Source organism: Rhodococcus sp. GXMU-t2271, assembly GCF_041414735.1.
GTDB lineage: Bacteria > Actinomycetota > Actinomycetes > Mycobacteriales > Mycobacteriaceae > Rhodococcus > Rhodococcus indonesiensis.
The window spans coordinates 76159-91731 of sequence record NZ_JAUIZP010000001.1; the positions used below are offsets into that span (position 1 = coordinate 76159).

Genomic DNA, 15573 nt, shown 5'->3' on the forward strand with positions numbered 1-15573 from the left:
GAAATCCGCTTGCTCCGCTCGGTAGAAAGGACCGGTCATGCTCGAACCCCGCCCGACCCACCATCACAGGATGTTCCTCACCTGCTACGAGGACACCTTCGACCGCGGTTGGCACCACGTCGATCTGTTCGTCCACGACGAGTACGGCCGTGAGGTCAACTGGGTGCACTGGACAGTGGAGGCCGACGGCCCGGAGGCGGCCGACGAGTCGGTCCGCAGGGAGGAACCACTCCTGCGCCGGACCACGGAGTGGCAGCACCGGGTGAGCGCCGCGGGAATGGACTACTGGACCGCCGACGCCTGCTGGGACGACGCTCCGGCGGACGTTGCGTGAGCCGGTCGTTCCCGCCCGGTCGGGGCGGGGACAATGTCGGGAGCCGGGGACAAGCCCTGGCTCCCGAATTCGGAGGTGGTGACGAGCCATGGCGGAGAGTGCGGAAGACCTCCGAGCCGAGACGACGGTGTACGTGGTCGACGACGACTTCGAAGTATGCGAATCCGTCGACTGGTTGCTGGAGAGCATCGGGATCAGACCGGTGATCTGCCACAGCGGTGAGCAGTTCCTGAACGCCTACGACGGCAGCCGGCCGGCCTGCATCGTCCTCGATGTGCGCATGCCCCACATGAGTGGGACGCGGTTGCAGGAGAAGCTCAACGAGTTCGCACCGCACGTCGCGATCATCTTCGTCTCCGCCCACGGTGACATCCGGATGTCCGTCTCCACCCTGAAGGCGGGCGCCCTGGACTTCCTGGAGAAGCCCTACGATCCGCAACGACTGCTGGACGCCGTGCAGGCCGGGGTGGAGAAGGCTCGTCTCCGCTTCACCGATCACGTACTGCGAGAATCGGTGCGGAGCAAGGTCGCGTCCCTCACCCCGCGTGAGCGCCAGATCCTGGCGCTCGTGGTCGAAGGTCTGCCCAGCCAGAACATCGCCCGCAAGCTCGGCATGAGCGTGAAGACCGTCGACGTCCATCGCGCCCGCATCAAGAGCAAGACCGACGCCGACAGCATCAGCACCCTCGTACGGGACGTGCTCCGGTACGGGGTGGACGTGCCGGTCGAGGATCAGTAGTAGTCCAGCACCAGACGCTCGCCCGCGGCCCGCGAGACGCAGACCGCCATGAGCTCGCCGGACTCCTTCTCGGCCTGCGTGAGAACGTTGTCCCGGTGGACCGGAGTCCCTGCGACCACCTGCATGATGCAGGTACCGCAGATACCCTCCTGGCAGGATGTGTCCACGTCGCAGCCGTTCTCCTGCAGCACCTCGACGATGCTCCGGTCGGCCGGGACCCGGTAGGTCTCGCCTTCCAGTTCCACCTCGAACGGGGAGTTCTCGGACGCATCCGGCTGTTCGGTCGCGTGGAAGTTCTCGAGGTGGATCGACTCGGCCGGGACGTGCCGGCTCGCGAGCGCAACGACCTTGGTCATGAACCCGTCGGGTCCGCACGTGTACACATGGGTTCCGGGGTCCGCTCCCGCAAAGATGCTCCCGAGGATCTCGTCCTGCTCGTCTCGGCCCACCCCGAGATGGGCGTGGAGCCTGTCGGGACAGCGCTCGCGCAGCAGCGGAAGGAAGGCGGCTTCCGCCTCGCTGCGAGCGAAGTAGTGCAATTCGAAGCTGATGCCGTGGACGTCCATGTAGCGTGCCATGCTCAGCATCGGTGTGATGCCGATGCCGGCCGCGACCAGGACGTGGTGCGTGGCGTCCGTCGCGATGCTCAGCAGGTTCCGTGGAGGGCTGATCCGGAGAGCGTCGCCCACCTGCAGCTCGTGCAGAGCAGCCGAACCGCCGCGGGAGTTCTGCTCACGCTTGACCGCGAAGGCGAACGAATCCTGCGCATCGGGTGTACTGAAGAGCGAGTACTGACGGGTGATCGACGTGGGTCCGACGACGTCGATGTGCGCACCAGGCCGATACGTGCCCAGTGGGGATCCGTCGGTCTTCGTCAGCGTGAACGATCTGACGGTGGGTGATTCCTGAACGATCTCGGCGACGGTGACGTCGATGAGTGCCATGGCCGTTTCTCCTCGTGAATTTCTCCGGACGGAAAGCGCCGGCCGGACCCTCCCGGACGGGAGGAATCCGGTCAGCGGAGATACAGTCCGCCGTTGACGTCCCAGCAGGCGCCGGTGACGAAGTAGGCGTCGTCCGAGGTGAGCAGCCCGACCATGTCGGCAACGAACGACGGATTCCCCAAGCGTCCCACAGGGATACCGGCGACGATACCTTCGAGCCTGTCGGGGGGCACCGTCGCGCGCACGACCGGGAGGTCGTGCGGGCCGGGAGAGATCGCGTTGACGGTCACTCCCCGGCCGGCCAGTTCGCGCGCGAAGACCTTGGTGGTGGTCAGGATCGCTCCCTTGGACGCCGCGTAGTGGCCCCCGGTTGCCGTCCCGCCGTTCTGGCCGGCGAGCGACGCCATGTTGACGATCCGTCCGAATCCCTGGTCGGCCATTGCCGCACCGAACACCTGGCAACCGAAGAAGATGCTGTTCACGTTCGTCGTGAGGACGCTCGTGAAGTCCGCCTCCGCCAGGTTCATCAGATCCGCTGCCTGCGTGACGGCGGCGTTGTTGACGACGATCGTGGGGGTGCCCCAGATCTGCCGGCAGGTCGCCAGAGCTACCTCGAACCCGTCCTTGCGGCTGACGTCGAGCTCGAGGCCACGTGCGGTGGACCCGTCGCCGGACAGCTCCGCTGCGAGGGCTTCGGCACCGGCCGTGTCGATGTCGGTGAGCAGAACCCGTCTACCGTCGCGGTGGAGCTTCCGGGCAATCGCCGCACCCATACCTCCGGCTGCGCCGGTGACGACGGCGATGCCGGGGTCGGTGGACTGAGAGATCACATCGGCCCCCTAGAGCAGGTAACCCGAGGCGCTGACCGCGTCCTCGCTGTCGATGAGCCGCACGACCTTGAGAGCGATTGCGTCCCTGTCCTCCCCGAGAGCGATCCGGTGGGTCAGTTCGGCGCCGACGGTCGTGAACTCGTTGCGCTTGAAGGCATTGAGGATCTGAGCCGACCGGAGGGTGACCGACGTGTCGGTGACCTCCTCCACGGTGAACCGGGAGACGATGCGTACGGTCCGGGCCGCGGCCACCGCAGAAGGCGAATAGCCCTGCATCATCCGCTCGACGCGCAGGTGCCGCATGCGCTTGTCGTCGTAGACCATGTTCAGGCCCGCGGCGAAGTTTTCGGTGTGCGGATCGATGGGTATCACGTAGAGAGCCTCGTCCGTGTACATCTGCTCCCAGGTCCGATAGTCCTTGGCATCGAGGACTTGTGCTTCCCTCCAGACGAGCTCGATGGCGCGGAGGGTGCGGGAGTCCGTCAGGGTCGACATCGCCAGGGTCTCAGTCATTGCTCATCATCTTCTTCCACATCGCGTAGGCCTCCCGCATGCCCGTCTCGTCGGTGACATGCGAGGTGGGCCAGCCTTCTTCGGTCGTGTACTCGCGTCCCTCGCCGCGGTTGACGAGGATCGGCATGTTCGGATTGCCGCCGGCGCCGATCTGCACCCGGATCCACCCCTCGGCGTCGTCGGGGCTACCGAAACCGAACGGGCCCTGGAAGTGCTCGTGGATCCTCAGCCGCTCGCGGTTGATGCTCTCGGGCCCACCATCCATTCCCAGTGCCATGTGCCAGATCTCGGTCTCGTCGACGGAGAGGGGGATGAGGACACGGAAGAACGACGACGACATCGCGACGTTCGGGAAAGTGTTGAGATTGAAACCGCAACCGTGCATGGAACGCATGTAGCGCCGGATCCGTTCGGGACTTTCGCCCGCGGCGGCGAGCTCGTCGACCAGGTGCTGGAAGCGAGGCTGAATCTCCTCGGTGCCGTCGTCGACGTCGAGATCCGCGTGGGCTGCGGCCATGATCGCGACGCTGTGCCCGTTGCCGAGGGCGTGGGTCTCGGCCGTGGGGTCGTCCATGAACGACATCATGTCCGCAGTCTCGGCATCGACCGAGGCCATCCAGGACTTGTGCACCATCGGGAAGTGGTAGCCGTCCGTGGTGTTCTCGAGCTGGATCTTCCAGTTCCCCTTGAATCGAAACTTGTGAACTCCGATCACCTTGGTCGGAAAACCGTTGCTCTGCTTGAAGAAGCGCTCCATCCAGATCTTGGCGTCCCCGAGGAAGTCCTCGAGGGGCTCGATGTCCTGGTCGAACGTTGCCCAGATCATTCCCAGGTAGCTCTCGGTACGCAGGGTCTGGAGCGGGAAGTCCCTCTTGTCGACGACGCCCTCGTATCCGTCCGGGTAGGGAATGCCGCGGAGTCGTCCGTCGAGTGCGTAGGACCAGTTGTGGTACGGGCACGTGAAGCCGTTGGCTTTGCCACTGCGCTGATCGCACACCGTCGCACCGCGATGCCGGCACCGGTTCAGCAGGGTGTTGAAGTTGCCCTTGCGATCCCGGGTCACGATGACCGGCTGATCGCCGACCTGGGTGGTCTTGAACGAACCCGCCTCCGGGATCTCGCTCTCATGTGCCACCCATACCCAGGTCTTGTAGAAGATCCTCTTCATCTCCTCCTGGAAGATGTCCGGGTCGGTGTACAGCCGGCCCGCGACCCGGTCCTTCTCGACGAGGTCCGCGTAGGTGCGTGCGGTGGGTTCTTCTGTCGTCGTCATGTCATCCTTCGTTCGTGAAGTGAAAGCTCGGGCGGTCGCCCTGGATCAGGTGGGCCATCGCGTCGGTCGGCAGCGGCGCGGCGAACATCCGCCGGGTGCAGAATCGGCTCATGCGGGCCGTCGCACCTCCGGGTGCCCGGTCGAGGTCGAAGTCGATCGTGAGCCGGGCGCAGAGAAGTTCGGCCGTTCCCGTCGAACGGAGCGACAACTGCTGCATGATCCACTGCCCGCTCGCACGGTTGCCGTCGAGACGGATCTGCTCGCTGCCGAGGAGGTGCACGTTGCGGAGGAAGTGGTCGGCCGGCGGCAGGTACCGGGACACGAGAGCCACGACTTCGTCTCGCCCACGGGCGATCCCGAACTTGTCGGCGTACTCCGGGCCCAATCCTTCCCAGGTCGCGTCGTCGGTGAACAGGACACCGAGCTGCTCGGGGCTCTGCAGTGGTCCGGGCACATCGCACAGGTCCAGGTAGCGAGCGATGCAGTCACGGACGGCGTCCTTCGCCTCGATGATCTCGAGGCGCTGCTCGGTGCCGGTCACGGGTCAGACCGCGACGTCGGCGCGGATCGTCAGTTCCCGGCCCATGCGGGCCTCGATCTTGAAGTACTTCCAGAGGGCGTACTCGCCGATCATCGTCGTCCGCAACAAGTTGCACGCGGCCCGGACTGTTTCCTGGTCCTTCACGTCGGCCAGGACGTAGCAGGTCCAGGGCCAGCCGTCGGACGGGCCGACCATGTGGGCGTCGTCGTCGAACGTGCCGATGACCTGGACTCCGTCCATGTTCGCGAGCGTGGAGAGCATGGTGGAGATGCCGACCCACACCGGGCCGATCTCGGCCTTCGGCAGATCGAAGAAGTTCTGGTTGTTGCCGATGCAGAACAGGGTGCGCAACGGTTCGGCGGTCATGGGCGTCCTTTCGCTGGGAAGGCGGGAACCGGTCTCGAAGGTCGTGTCCCGGTCAGGGGAAGCTGGGAATGCCGGGTTCGAGGCCCAGGAGGACGGCTCCGGCCGCCTCGAAGGTGTTGGTCTGGAGCATGGCGTGCTGGGCCGGGACGAGTGCGTCCCGCAGGTAGCGCTGCAGCGGGTGGCTCTCGTAGATCGCCCCGGTGCCGGCCAGATCGAACGCGGCGAGCACGACGTTGCGGCCGACGTGGGCAGCCTGGGTCGCCCCCAGGCGGAGCAGGGCCGTGTGTTCGCCGGTGATCTCGTCGCCGCGGACCGCCAGGTTCCACACCTCGTCGGTGATCTCGTAGAAGAAGGCCCGAGCGGAGCGGAGATCGGCCTCGGCGCGGGCCAGCCCGTTCTTGTACGCGGGACGATTTCCCTTGCTGTCACCGCCGGTGATGCTGGATCGCACCGCTCCGACCTCGTGGGCGTAGTCCAGAGCTCCCCGTGCGGCACCGAGAGTCACCACCGCCAGCACCTGGGCCGCGTAGGCGAGCGACGGATACCGGGTGAGCGGCTCGTCGATCCGGGGAGCGCCGCCGCGGACGAACGTCATCTCCTCGGGGACGAAGAGCCTGTCGGCCTTCACGGCGTGCGATCCGGTCGCCTTCATCCCGGCGACGTCCCAGTTCTCCACGATCTCCACGTCGGCGGGGTCGACGAGCGCGGTCAGCGGCTTGCCGTTCGTTTCCGGACCGCCGGCGAGGCCGATGCCGAGGATGTCGGCGCCCAGGCATCCGCTGGCGAACTGCCAGAGGCCGCTGCACACGTAGCCGCCGTCCACCTTCTCGGCCTTCTGCATGGGGAACAACCCACCCGCATAGGCGACGTCCGGGCCGTCGGCGTAGATCTTCTGCTGGGTCTCGACCGGCAGGGCCGCGAAGTACACGAGTGAGGACCCGAAGCTTGCCACCCAGCCGGTCGCCGGATCCACCGCGGAGATCCGTTCGACCTGCTTCATGAAGGAGGCGGGGGCCATCGGTTCGCCACCGAACTGTGCGGGGGTCGACGCGCGGTAGAGCCCGGCGCGCTTGAGGAGCGCGACGAAGTCCTTCGGTACGAATCGTTGCCGGTTGAACTCGTCGCGCCGGTCCCGCAACACGGCGAGAGCGTCCTCGAAGGCCTTCTCCCGCGCGGGACCCGCTGTCGCGGCCTGCACTGGATTCATCGTGCTCCGGATCGCCATCGTCGTCTCCATCCACCTCGTCGTGTCGCGCTGAGGAGAACGCTAGGAAAGGTTCGGACGAGGCGGTATCGGGATTTACTCCGCCGGTCATAAAGCAATCCCCTATGGTCGATCCGCCGATCGTGGGGCGACAATGAACCGTCACGGCACCCGGAAGTGAGGATCGATGTTCCCGACAGGCCGCGACTTCCAGGAAATGGTGGAGAAGACGGAGACGGGGATCCTCATCCACGAGGCGGCGTCGAAGAACATCCTCTGGGCCAACCCCGCTGCGTGCCGGATGTTCGGTTTCACGCTCGAGGAACTGCGACCGCTGAAGGCTCACCACATGAGCAGCCAGGAGCGCCAGTACCGGCGCTCGGTCGGGGTGGCGTGGCTCCAGGACGCCGTGGTACGTGGTTCGAGCCGCAGACAGTGGAAGTACCGGACCAAGGACGGTCAGGACTTCCTCGCCGATGCGGTCGCCTCACGCCTGACGTTCCAGGACGGGCAGGTCGTGATGGTCGAGTTCCGCAACATCGCGGAAGAAGTGGAGCTGCAGGAGGAACTCAGCTGGGTATCGCAGTCTCTGCAGCGGATCATGACGCACACGTCGGCGGGCATCGTGGTGCTCGACGAGACGAACTGCATCGAAGACATCTCGCCGCTCGCGGCCCAGCTGTTCGGCAGAACCCCGGACGAACTGTCCGGGGTGTATCTGGAGGATCTGGGCCGGTGCGAGCCCCGGCTGACCGCCGAGCCCGTCGTGGCCAAACTGGACGCGGCGGCAGGACCGGTGGGCATCATGCAGGAGATCGAGAAGAGCGACGGGAGCACCACCTGGCTGTCCGGCTTCCTCGAGGCCGTGGTGCACGACGGAATGACGTCCCGGGTGCTGACCATCCGTGACGTCACGGATCGGGTGGAGTGGGAACGCCGTCACGCGTATCAGGAGGCCAATCTCCAGTACCTCAGCCGGTACAACGCGATGGGGGACATGGCCATGATCCTCGCTCACGAACTCGGGCAGCCCCTCGCGGCCTCGACGAATTACCTGAGCGGTCTCGAGGCACGGATCTCCGACCGATCTCTCGACCCCGAGGCCCTGCGCTACGGGCTGGACAGGATAGCGAAGCAGCTCCGCCGGGCGGCGGAGATCGTGTCCTCCGTGAAACGCTACGTGCGGCGGATCGAGAGCACCAAGACAGCCATCGACCTCAACGAGACGGTTGACGAGAGCCTGTACTTCGTACGTCTGCGGGCAGCTGAGCGGGGGGTGCACATCTCGCTCGACAGGTCTCGTTCGCCGTTGCCGGTCGAAGGCGAGAGCGTGCTCATCGGGCAGGTGGTCATCAACCTCTGCTTCAACGCGATCGACGAGATCGTGTTGCCCTCGACCGCCGTCAAGGAGCTGACCGTCCGGACGGCTCGACGGGGGGAGTGGGCCTGTGTCTCCGTCTTCGACCAGGGACGGGGCATGGACGACGATGCCTCGGGAAATCGGCTGGCGTCCGGGGCGTTCTCCGCCAAACAGGACAGTTCCGGAATCGGTCTGATCATCTCGGAGCACATCGTCGAGCGCCACGGGGGCAGCATCCGCTATCTGCCGAACGACCCGCACGGCACCGAGGTCCGGATGTGCCTGCCCATCTCCGAATCCGGAGAGGATTGACAGTGCCGGTCTCCGGGCAACTCTGAACGCATGAGCATCGACATCGTTCTCGCCACCGTCGGGGTGCTGGGCGTCGGTGTAGCGGCGTTGTCGGCAAAGATGCGCCGTCTTCCGGTATCCGAACCTCTGCTCGGGCTTGCGGCGGGTGTGCTGCTCGGACCGTACGTCCTCGACGTACTCTCCCTGCCGGCGTTGACGGTCGAGCAGGGGTTGTTGCACGAGGCGAGCCGGATCCTGCTGGCGGTATCGGTGATGGCGGTGGCGCTGCGTTACCCGATGACGGACGTGCGCCGGCAATGGCGTCCCGTCGCCGTGTTGCTGGCTGTAGCGATGCCGGTGATGGCGGCTGTCACCGCAGGAGTGGGGTGGGCGTTGCTGTCCATGCCCCTGGCCACGGCCGTGCTGCTGGGCGCGGCCCTGTGCCCGACGGACCCGGTTCTCGCCTCGAACGTCGTCACCGGAGAGGCGGCCGAGGAGGATCTGCCCGCCCGGAATCGGCAGGTTCTCTCGCTCGAGTCCGGGGCGAACGACGGTTTGGCGTTGCCATTGGTGCTGGCCGCGGTCGCCGTCGCCGGAGGCATGGGAGCGGGCACGGCGGCACTGGAGTCGCTGTGGCAGGTGGCCGGAGCGGTGCTGATAGGGGCCGCGAGCGGATGGGCTGGTGGCCGGGCCCTGCGCTGGGGGGAGAGGTACGGGGCGACCGATCCGGCGCCGGCACTGTTCTTCACCGTCGTGATCGCGCTGGGCATTCTGGGTGTCGCCGGATTGATCCATGTCGACGGGGTGCTGGCGGTGTTCGTCGGCGGACTGGCATTCAACCTCACCAGTACCGGCAGCGAGCGGACGGCTGAGGTACCGATCGACGAGGCAATCAACCGCTTCGCGGTGTTGCCGCTGTTCGTCCTGCTGGGGGCGGCGCTGCCCTGGCCGCAGTGGGCCGAACTCGGCTGGGCGGGGATAGGTCTGGTGGTGGCGGTGCTGACGTTGCGCCGGGTGCCGATCCTGCTGTTGTTGCGCCGGCCGCTGCGCTTGGCGCTGCCGGACGGGCTGTATCTGGGGTGGTTCGGTCCCATCGGGGTGTCGGCGCTGTTCTATCTGACCCTCGAGGCCGAGCGGATGGGCGCAAACGAGACGGTGCTGGCGGCGGGGTCGCTGGTGCTGGCGGCGAGCACGGTGGTTTTCGGTGTCACGGCGGTGGCGGGCCGGGTGCTGTACCGGCGGGCCACGGCTCCGGCGGCGCGGTCCCCCGAGCGGCACCGGTGAGCGCCGCCCCGGTTCCGAGTGTGATTGCCGGGCCGTTCCCGGGGTATTCGCAGGAGATGTGGTTCGAGACATGGTCGGAAATTGCGCGGGTACTGCTGGTGGGCTCGGCGGCCTACGTCGCTCTGGTGATCGTGCTGAGGGTGTCCGGCAAACGAACCTTGGCCAAGCTCAACGCGTTCGACCTGGTCGTCACCGTCGCGCTGGGGTCGACACTGGCGACGATCCTGCTCAGCTCCGACGTGGCCTGGGCCGAGGGCGCCGTGGCCTTGATCCTGCTGGCCGCCCTGCAGTACATCGTTGCGACCGTGTCGTCCCGCTGGCCCCGGAGCCGCGCCGTGCTCACCGCCCGGCCCGCGATCCTCGTCGACCACGGCACCGTGCTGGATTCGGCGCTGGCGCAGCAGCGGATCAGCCCAGGAGAGGTCCGTCAGGCGATCCGTGCAACCGGCACCGGGGATGTCAGCCGGGTTGCGGCCGTGGTGCTGGAGACGGACGGCAGTCTGAGTGTGATCGGTCGCGAACAGTTCGGGGACGGGTCGGCACTGCAGGATGTGACCCGCCCCGGCCGCCGCGCCTCTGTCCGGAAACCGACGAGCGCCGACGGCACCGAGTGAGCCTGCGATGACCGGCGACTCTCGGACCCGGACACGACAGGGACCGATCGGGGCTGCGCTGAAACGCCGGCAAGTGTTCGTCGAAGCGATACGTTCGCGGCTGTGGCCGGTCCCGGCAGCTGCGGTGCTGCTGGCCGTGCTGGCCGGCATCGGCATGCCCGAGCTCGACGCCGCCGTCGACGACCGGCTGCCACCGACGGTGGCGGGGTACCTGTTCGGTGGTGGTGCCGACGCCGCCCGCGAGGTGCTCAGTGCGATCGCCGGGTCGCTGATCACCGTCACCTCGCTGACGTTCTCGCTGACCCTGGTGACCCTGCAGCTGGCCAGCAGTCAGTACTCGCCGCGGCTGCTGCGCACCTTCGCCGCCGACCGGGTCGTCCAACGCACCCTGGGACTGTTCCTCGCGACGTTCGTCTACGCGCTGACCGTGCTGCGCACGGTCCGCAGCGACACCGACGACAGTGCCTTCGTCCCCCAGCTGGCGGTCACGACGGCGTACCTGCTCGCGGTCATCAGCGTCCTCGCACTCGTGCTGTTCCTCGGGCATCTGGTCCGGCAGATCCGCGTCGAGGCCGTGCTCGAACAGGTGCGCGCCGACACCTGCGAGACCGCTGCGAGGTTGCTGCCTGCGGATCGGCAGGATCGGCCCACGCTGCCCGTCCCCCCGCCGAGCCCGCACTACGTCGAGGCGGCCTCGTCCGGATTCCTGGTCGAGCTCGACGAGCACGCGCTGCTCGCGGCGGCCGAGCAGGCAGAGGCGGTGGTGTGGGTGAGCCGGCCGGTGGGCAGTCCGGTTCTGGCGGGCACGCCGGTCGCATCGTGGTGGTCCCTGCGTCCGCAGCCCCCGGCCGAGGACGAGGCCCGAAGGCTGTGCGAGCGGGTGCGCGGTGCGCTGCGCACCGGCAGCGAACGCACCGCCGTCCAGGACATCGGGTACGGGCTGCGGCAGTTGACCGATGTGGTGGTGCGGGCTCTCTCGCCCGGCATCAACGATCCGACCACCGCGGTGCACGGACTGGTCTCGTGCACCGCGGTCCTGGGCGACCTGCTCGACCTTCGCCTCGGCCCGTACCCCCTGTGCGACGAGCACGGCCGGGTCCGGGTGGTGCTGGCGCGACCGACCTTCGCCGAACTGCTGGATCTGGTGTGCACTCAGCCGCGGCTCTACGGCGCCGACGATCCGGCGGTGCTGGACGCGTTGCTGTCGATGCTGCGGGAGCTGGCATGGAAGGCCACCACTGCGCAGCAGCGTGCGGCGATCACCGACCAGCTCGGGCGCCTGCGGGAGCACATCCCGGGCCACGGTACCGCGACGCGTGGGCACTTCGACGAGCTCACCGGGCAGGTAGGCGACGCCCTCGAAGGACGATGGCAGACATCATGATCTGGATCTCGAGCATGGTGGGTGCGGCGCTGATCGTCGGGGCGCTGCGGGACATCTTCGTGACGTTGTGGCATCCCCGGGGATTGGGCACGATCTGCCGGGGGGTGTTCGTGGTCCTGTGGCGTGGGGCGCACCACCTCGGGCGGCGACGGCGGCTGCTGGGTTCGGTCGGGCCGGTCGGACTCGTCGTCACCGCCGGGGCGTGGGCGACGATGATCGTGCTCGGCTGGGCCCTGATCTACCTGCCGCACATGCCCGACGGATTCTACTTCGCCAGTGCGCTGCGCCCGTCGGCCGCGTCGGACCCGGTCATGGCGCTGTATCTGTCCCTGGTGACCGTCGGCACCCTCGGCTTCGGGGACATCACACCAGCCTATCCGGCGCTGCGACTGCTGATTCCGTTGCAGGCTCTGATGGGGTTCGTGCTGTTCACTGCGGCGATTTCCTGGGTGCTGCAGATCTATCCGGCGCTGAGCCGTCGCCGCGCCACTGCCCGCCGGCTCGTGCTTCTGGCGGCCACCGGCACCGAACAGATCCTTCCCGCCGCGGAGGCGAGCATCGCCGTGCAGTGGCTCGACTCGGTCACCGAGGCGCTGACCACGAGCGAACTGGACCTGATGCAGTACGGCGAGACCTACTTCTTCCGCGAATCCGACGCAGACCTCTCGCTCGCCGCCGCTCTGTCGTACGCACCGCGACTCGCGGCCGCGGGCGCCGGGTCGTCCGCGATCGAGGTCCGCCGGGCCGCGGCGATCCTCGACGAACAGACCCGTCGTCTCGCCCGGCGTCTGGATGCCGGGTTCCTCCACACCGGCGGAACCGTCGACGAGATCTGTGACCGTTTCGCTGCCGACCACCGGCATCAACCGGTGAGCGCCATGTAGCAGGACTCCCCGCAACCGAATCGGCCGAAAAGCGAATCATGCGTCTCGTGTCGTCCCGCACGCTCGTGGGTACGCGAGTTCGTACCGGAGCGTGCAGCTCTGGTGGTCCGGTTCGACGAAAGGAAACCCATGAGCACTGCAGCGACCATGCTCGACAGCTACCCGAAGGACCTCGGCGGTATCGACACCGGCAAGCTCACCGCGTGCATCGAGGCGTGTATCGAATGCGCGCAGGCGTGCACCGCCTGCGCCGATGCCTGCCTGAGCGAGGACTCGGTGGCCGAGTTGATCAAGTGCATCCGCACCGATCTGGATTGCGCCGACATCTGCGAAACCACGGGGCGGGTCCTGTCGCGCCATACCGGCTACGACGCCGACCTGACCCGTTCGGTGCTCGAGACCTGCGCGGCGGCGTGCAAGTCCTGCGGGGACGAGTGCGCCCAGCACGCCTCCCACCACGTGCATTGCAAGACGTGCGCAGCGGCGTGCCGGCGATGCGAACAGGCCTGCCGGGACCTGATCGGTTCCTTGGGCTGAGCACCGGCAGTCAGCGGTCGCCGCGTGTCCCACATCGGCGACCGCGTCGTCTTTTCGTACCGCGTGGAGCTACTTCCCGGAATGTGAATTCACCCAGCGGCGAACCGATCTCGACCTTGATGGTCAATGCGTTGCAGACGCCCTGCAACTCGGTTTCGTCACTGTGGGTTACTCGCGGCTCACAATTGCCGGCGCACTCCGGGCTTCCGCGTGAGGTCGGTGAGATGGGCGGCCGCGTCCCTGTTCATCGCTGTGGCGGCGTCGTTGCGCCCCACAGCGGCAGCACCGCACGCTTGTCCACTCCTCCGAGTTCGAACGCGAGCGCGGCATACTCGCTCATCGTCGCCAGCAGCACCCCGATCCATCCGGCCGTGCTCTGCCACCGCGCCTTGCTCGGACGGTGCCCCCGGCTGCAGACCGGCGAAGTAGAAGGTGGCCACGCACAGACCGAGAAACCCCAGCGGCAGCGGCGTGCTGATCGGGCGCACGCCGATACCGGTGACAGCGCCGAGTGGTTGCGCGGACGACGCGGACGAGGAATCAGTCATGGCCAGTGCACCACCCGAACGCCGAGGCGGCATACGTCGGTTCCGTTCGGACGGGGCAGGGCTGGGCAGCGGGGCACCCTGCCCGGGTCGATCCGGTAGCGGGACAGGGCCTTCAAGGGGCGTCGGGGCGGGAAGGGGCTCCGCCGGCTGCGGTGTTCCCCCCGGCGGGTGTGCGCAGCCGGGGCCGGATACCGGAGCCGGGGGCTCCGAGTCCATCCGGGCCAGATGGTGCTTGGTCCATTCGGTGCTGGTCGTCGCGGGTGCGGACAGGTATGCGTTCGTGTCGGTCATGGAAGCCCATCGGGGTCGGGGTCGGGCGGCTGCGCACGGCGGGGTGCCGAGTTGGTGTGCGGGCCGGTCGCCGGTGGGACGAAAAGTGGTCGGGGCGGGTGGTCGCTCATCGGATGTGTGGGGAGACGGGCGGGGGAATGTCTCCCGGTCCCCAGAACGGGCGGTATCCGTAGTAGCCGTACAGGTCGGCGTAGAACTGCGGCGCGTGGACCAGTTCCGGATCGTAGGGCGAGCTGTCGGCGACATGACCGCGGGTGCGGTCGAGATGGACCGCACCGGAATCGATGCGCGCGACGGCGTCGACCGGGACGAGCCGGTCGGTCTTGCCGAGGCCGAGGAAGCCGCCGGATCCGATTCTCAGCAACCGTACGGTGCGGTCCTGTTCGTCGACGAGCAGCCCGTCGACGGTGCCGATCTCGTCGCCGTCGCGGTCGTACACGGCGCGGCCGCGGATGTCGTCACCGGGATCGACCAGGGTCAGGTCGGTGTCGTCGAGATCGATCAGGATGGGCTGGACGGGCCGGTCCTGGGCTGCCATGAGTCTTCCTTTCCGGGTCCTCCCCTACGAGCTGGGTTGGGGGTATTCGCAGTCGACGCTCGGGTTCACCCCGGCGTAGTTCGACGGTCCGGCCACGACGGTGACGGCAATGGTGCCGACGCTGGCGCAGTTGGTCGAGGCGTCGTCGAAGTAGCCGCGTTGCCCGGCCGCGACGGCGCCGATGGCCAGCCAGATCAGCACCAGCACACCGATCAGGCCGGACAGGCGGTTTCGGGTGCGCATATCGTCTTCTCCTTCCCGGGTGGTCAGGTTCGGGTGCCGACGCACCCGAGGAACGACACCCCCGTCAGGTCCAGCACCATATCGGTGCCCTCGGCGCTCGCCCGGCTCAGATGGGGCTCGAGCGGGGGTGCGGTGGCGAGGTCGATGTCCCCGCGCACGGTCGGCACGAGCGGACCGTCGGGGCAGGGATCGAGGTGGACCTGCAAGGCTGGAGCCGACGCGCGGTCGGGCTGCCGGCGCCGAGGACGGTGGCGGCAGCCGAGGACGGTGGCGGCGCCGACAATGAGGGCCCGGCCGGGGGTGGGGCGGGTGCAAAGGACGGGTTGCTGGTCATTACGGCATTCCGTTCGTGCGGCCGGCTCGGGGACCATCGTGCCCACGCCGAAGGCAGGCGAGCAGACGCGGCCCGGGGCGGCCGGAGATCGAGGGTGCAGGTCGGATCGATCTGTCCTCCACGCTAATAGCGCCCCGCGCCGCGTCAAGGCAGAGTACGGCGCAGCACGGCATGGTTATGCGATTGCAATGCGCGGGTCGAGCATTGCCCATGGGTCCCGGCCGCGGGATGCGGCGCCGCCGAGATGCCCCACCTCGTTTGTGGCCGCGGGGTGCGGGTACGGCGGGAACATGCGCGTCGCCCGAGCCGGGCGCACGACACGTTCGGCGCGACACCTCCACTGCTCACCCCGACTGTCCGAGGGCCCGGTTCGTTGCATTCCCTGCACAGCGGCGCACCCTTCGAGGGGCAGGAGAACAACCATGACCGAGCCGCACCCCGCCCCCATTCGTCCCTGCACCCGGGAACCGACACCGCGCGCCCGGAGCTCGCGGCGCCGTGGGGCCGCCCTGCTCGCCGGG

18 protein-coding genes are annotated in these 15573 nt (G+C 67.7%); 8 read left to right on the top strand and 10 right to left on the bottom strand.

All coding sequences use genetic code 11. The features are described from left to right. The first annotated feature begins 37 nt into the window (after positions 1-37). Positions 38-334 (top strand): hypothetical protein, encoded by a 297-nt coding sequence (locus QYS60_RS00335; RefSeq protein ID WP_289381564.1) that lies wholly within the window; start codon positions 38-40, stop codon positions 332-334. Positions 335-422: 88 nt separating this feature from the next. Next, positions 423-1073: a response regulator transcription factor gene (locus QYS60_RS00340; protein ID WP_003934826.1), complete on the top strand. Its 651-nt coding sequence runs from the start codon at positions 423-425 to the stop codon at positions 1071-1073. Here the strand turns inward: QYS60_RS00340 and QYS60_RS00345 are convergent. From QYS60_RS00345 to QYS60_RS00375, 7 genes are all read right to left on the bottom strand, one after another. Next, on the bottom strand, positions 1067-2017 hold the full coding sequence (locus QYS60_RS00345; protein WP_371382088.1) for a 2Fe-2S iron-sulfur cluster-binding protein: 951 nt from the start codon (positions 2015-2017) through the stop codon (positions 1067-1069). The two genes, QYS60_RS00340 and QYS60_RS00345, sit on opposite strands and share 7 nt — an antisense overlap. Positions 2018-2088: 71 nt before the next feature. Beyond that, positions 2089-2847, bottom strand: coding sequence for an SDR family NAD(P)-dependent oxidoreductase (locus tag QYS60_RS00350; protein WP_371382089.1), 759 nt, complete (start codon positions 2845-2847; stop codon positions 2089-2091). Positions 2848-2856: 9 nt separating this feature from the next. Continuing rightward, entirely contained in the window at positions 2857-3360 is a 504-nt protein-coding gene (locus tag QYS60_RS00355) for an aromatic-ring-hydroxylating dioxygenase subunit beta (protein WP_371382090.1), read from the bottom strand. After that, entirely contained in the window at positions 3353-4633 is a 1281-nt protein-coding gene (locus QYS60_RS00360; RefSeq protein ID WP_371382091.1) for a Rieske 2Fe-2S domain-containing protein, read from the bottom strand. Before QYS60_RS00360 ends, QYS60_RS00355 begins: the two co-directional genes overlap by 8 nt. A gap of 1 nt (position 4634) precedes the next feature. Beyond that, positions 4635-5174, bottom strand: coding sequence for a nuclear transport factor 2 family protein (locus tag QYS60_RS00365; protein WP_003934821.1), 540 nt, complete (start codon positions 5172-5174; stop codon positions 4635-4637). A 3-nt stretch (positions 5175-5177) separates the two neighbouring features. Further along, positions 5178-5540, bottom strand: a complete 363-nt coding sequence (locus tag QYS60_RS00370; RefSeq protein ID WP_003934820.1) for a hypothetical protein — start codon at positions 5538-5540, stop codon at positions 5178-5180. A gap of 52 nt (positions 5541-5592) precedes the next feature. Next, positions 5593-6777, bottom strand: coding sequence for an acyl-CoA dehydrogenase family protein (locus QYS60_RS00375; protein ID WP_371382092.1), 1185 nt, complete (start codon positions 6775-6777; stop codon positions 5593-5595). Between the two features lie 154 nt (positions 6778-6931). Between QYS60_RS00375 and QYS60_RS00380 the strand changes: the two genes are divergently transcribed. The 6 genes from QYS60_RS00380 to QYS60_RS00405 all read left to right on the top strand — a co-directional run bounded on the left by QYS60_RS00380 (position 6932) and on the right by QYS60_RS00405 (position 13098). Next, a complete protein-coding gene (locus QYS60_RS00380) occupies positions 6932-8416 on the top strand; it encodes a PAS domain S-box protein (RefSeq protein WP_289381554.1) in 1485 nt (494 codons plus the stop codon). A 30-nt stretch (positions 8417-8446) separates the two neighbouring features. After that, a complete protein-coding gene (locus QYS60_RS00385) occupies positions 8447-9679 on the top strand; it encodes a cation:proton antiporter (protein WP_371382093.1) in 1233 nt (410 codons plus the stop codon). A gap of 56 nt (positions 9680-9735) precedes the next feature. Further along, positions 9736-10293 (top strand): DUF421 domain-containing protein, encoded by a 558-nt coding sequence (locus QYS60_RS00390; RefSeq protein ID WP_371382094.1) that lies wholly within the window; start codon positions 9736-9738, stop codon positions 10291-10293. 7 nt (positions 10294-10300) lie between these two features. Then, a complete protein-coding gene (locus QYS60_RS00395) occupies positions 10301-11677 on the top strand; it encodes a DUF2254 domain-containing protein (RefSeq protein ID WP_371382095.1) in 1377 nt (458 codons plus the stop codon). Beyond that, complete coding sequence (locus tag QYS60_RS00400) at positions 11662-12561, top strand: potassium channel family protein (protein ID WP_371382096.1); 900 nt, start codon at positions 11662-11664, stop codon at positions 12559-12561. Before QYS60_RS00395 ends, QYS60_RS00400 begins: the two co-directional genes overlap by 16 nt. Positions 12562-12690: 129 nt before the next feature. Further along, on the top strand, positions 12691-13098 hold the full coding sequence (locus tag QYS60_RS00405; protein ID WP_371382097.1) for a four-helix bundle copper-binding protein: 408 nt from the start codon (positions 12691-12693) through the stop codon (positions 13096-13098). A gap of 945 nt (positions 13099-14043) precedes the next feature. Here QYS60_RS00405 and QYS60_RS00410 read toward each other — a convergent pair. From QYS60_RS00410 to QYS60_RS00420, 3 genes are read right to left on the bottom strand one after another with little or no spacing between them, the layout of a single operon-like run. Then, positions 14044-14475 (bottom strand): PRC-barrel domain-containing protein, encoded by a 432-nt coding sequence (locus QYS60_RS00410; protein WP_371382098.1) that lies wholly within the window; start codon positions 14473-14475, stop codon positions 14044-14046. A gap of 24 nt (positions 14476-14499) precedes the next feature. Then, entirely contained in the window at positions 14500-14718 is a 219-nt protein-coding gene (locus tag QYS60_RS00415; protein WP_289380602.1) for a hypothetical protein, read from the bottom strand. Between the two features lie 23 nt (positions 14719-14741). Next, positions 14742-14885 (bottom strand): STAS domain-containing protein, encoded by a 144-nt coding sequence (locus QYS60_RS00420; RefSeq protein ID WP_289380601.1) that lies wholly within the window; start codon positions 14883-14885, stop codon positions 14742-14744. Positions 14886-15573: the final 688 nt, after the last annotated feature.

Bases quoted from the DNA above. Each gene is read 5' to 3' on its own strand.
- QYS60_RS00415 (WP_289380602.1), bottom strand. From the start codon at position 14,718: ATGCGCACCCGAAACCGCCTGTCCGGCCTGATCGGTGTGCTGGTGCTG.
- QYS60_RS00370 (WP_003934820.1), bottom strand. From the start codon at position 5,540: ATGACCGCCGAACCGTTGCGCACCCTGTTCTGCATCGGCAACAACCAG.
- QYS60_RS00405 (WP_371382097.1), top strand. From the start codon at position 12,691: ATGAGCACTGCAGCGACCATGCTCGACAGCTACCCGAAGGACCTCGGC.
- QYS60_RS00400 (WP_371382096.1), top strand. From the start codon at position 11,662: ATGGCAGACATCATGATCTGGATCTCGAGCATGGTGGGTGCGGCGCTG.
- QYS60_RS00395 (WP_371382095.1), top strand. From the start codon at position 10,301: ATGACCGGCGACTCTCGGACCCGGACACGACAGGGACCGATCGGGGCT.
- QYS60_RS00410 (WP_371382098.1), bottom strand. From the start codon at position 14,475: ATGGCAGCCCAGGACCGGCCCGTCCAGCCCATCCTGATCGATCTCGAC.
- QYS60_RS00375 (WP_371382092.1), bottom strand. From the start codon at position 6,777: ATGGAGACGACGATGGCGATCCGGAGCACGATGAATCCAGTGCAGGCC.
- QYS60_RS00385 (WP_371382093.1), top strand. From the start codon at position 8,447: ATGAGCATCGACATCGTTCTCGCCACCGTCGGGGTGCTGGGCGTCGGT.
- QYS60_RS00335 (WP_289381564.1), top strand. From the start codon at position 38: ATGCTCGAACCCCGCCCGACCCACCATCACAGGATGTTCCTCACCTGC.
- QYS60_RS00345 (WP_371382088.1), bottom strand. From the start codon at position 2,017: ATGGCACTCATCGACGTCACCGTCGCCGAGATCGTTCAGGAATCACCC.
- QYS60_RS00360 (WP_371382091.1), bottom strand. From the start codon at position 4,633: ATGACGACGACAGAAGAACCCACCGCACGCACCTACGCGGACCTCGTC.
- QYS60_RS00355 (WP_371382090.1), bottom strand. From the start codon at position 3,360: ATGACTGAGACCCTGGCGATGTCGACCCTGACGGACTCCCGCACCCTC.
- QYS60_RS00340 (WP_003934826.1), top strand. From the start codon at position 423: ATGGCGGAGAGTGCGGAAGACCTCCGAGCCGAGACGACGGTGTACGTG.
- QYS60_RS00380 (WP_289381554.1), top strand. From the start codon at position 6,932: ATGTTCCCGACAGGCCGCGACTTCCAGGAAATGGTGGAGAAGACGGAG.
- QYS60_RS00390 (WP_371382094.1), top strand. From the start codon at position 9,736: ATGTGGTTCGAGACATGGTCGGAAATTGCGCGGGTACTGCTGGTGGGC.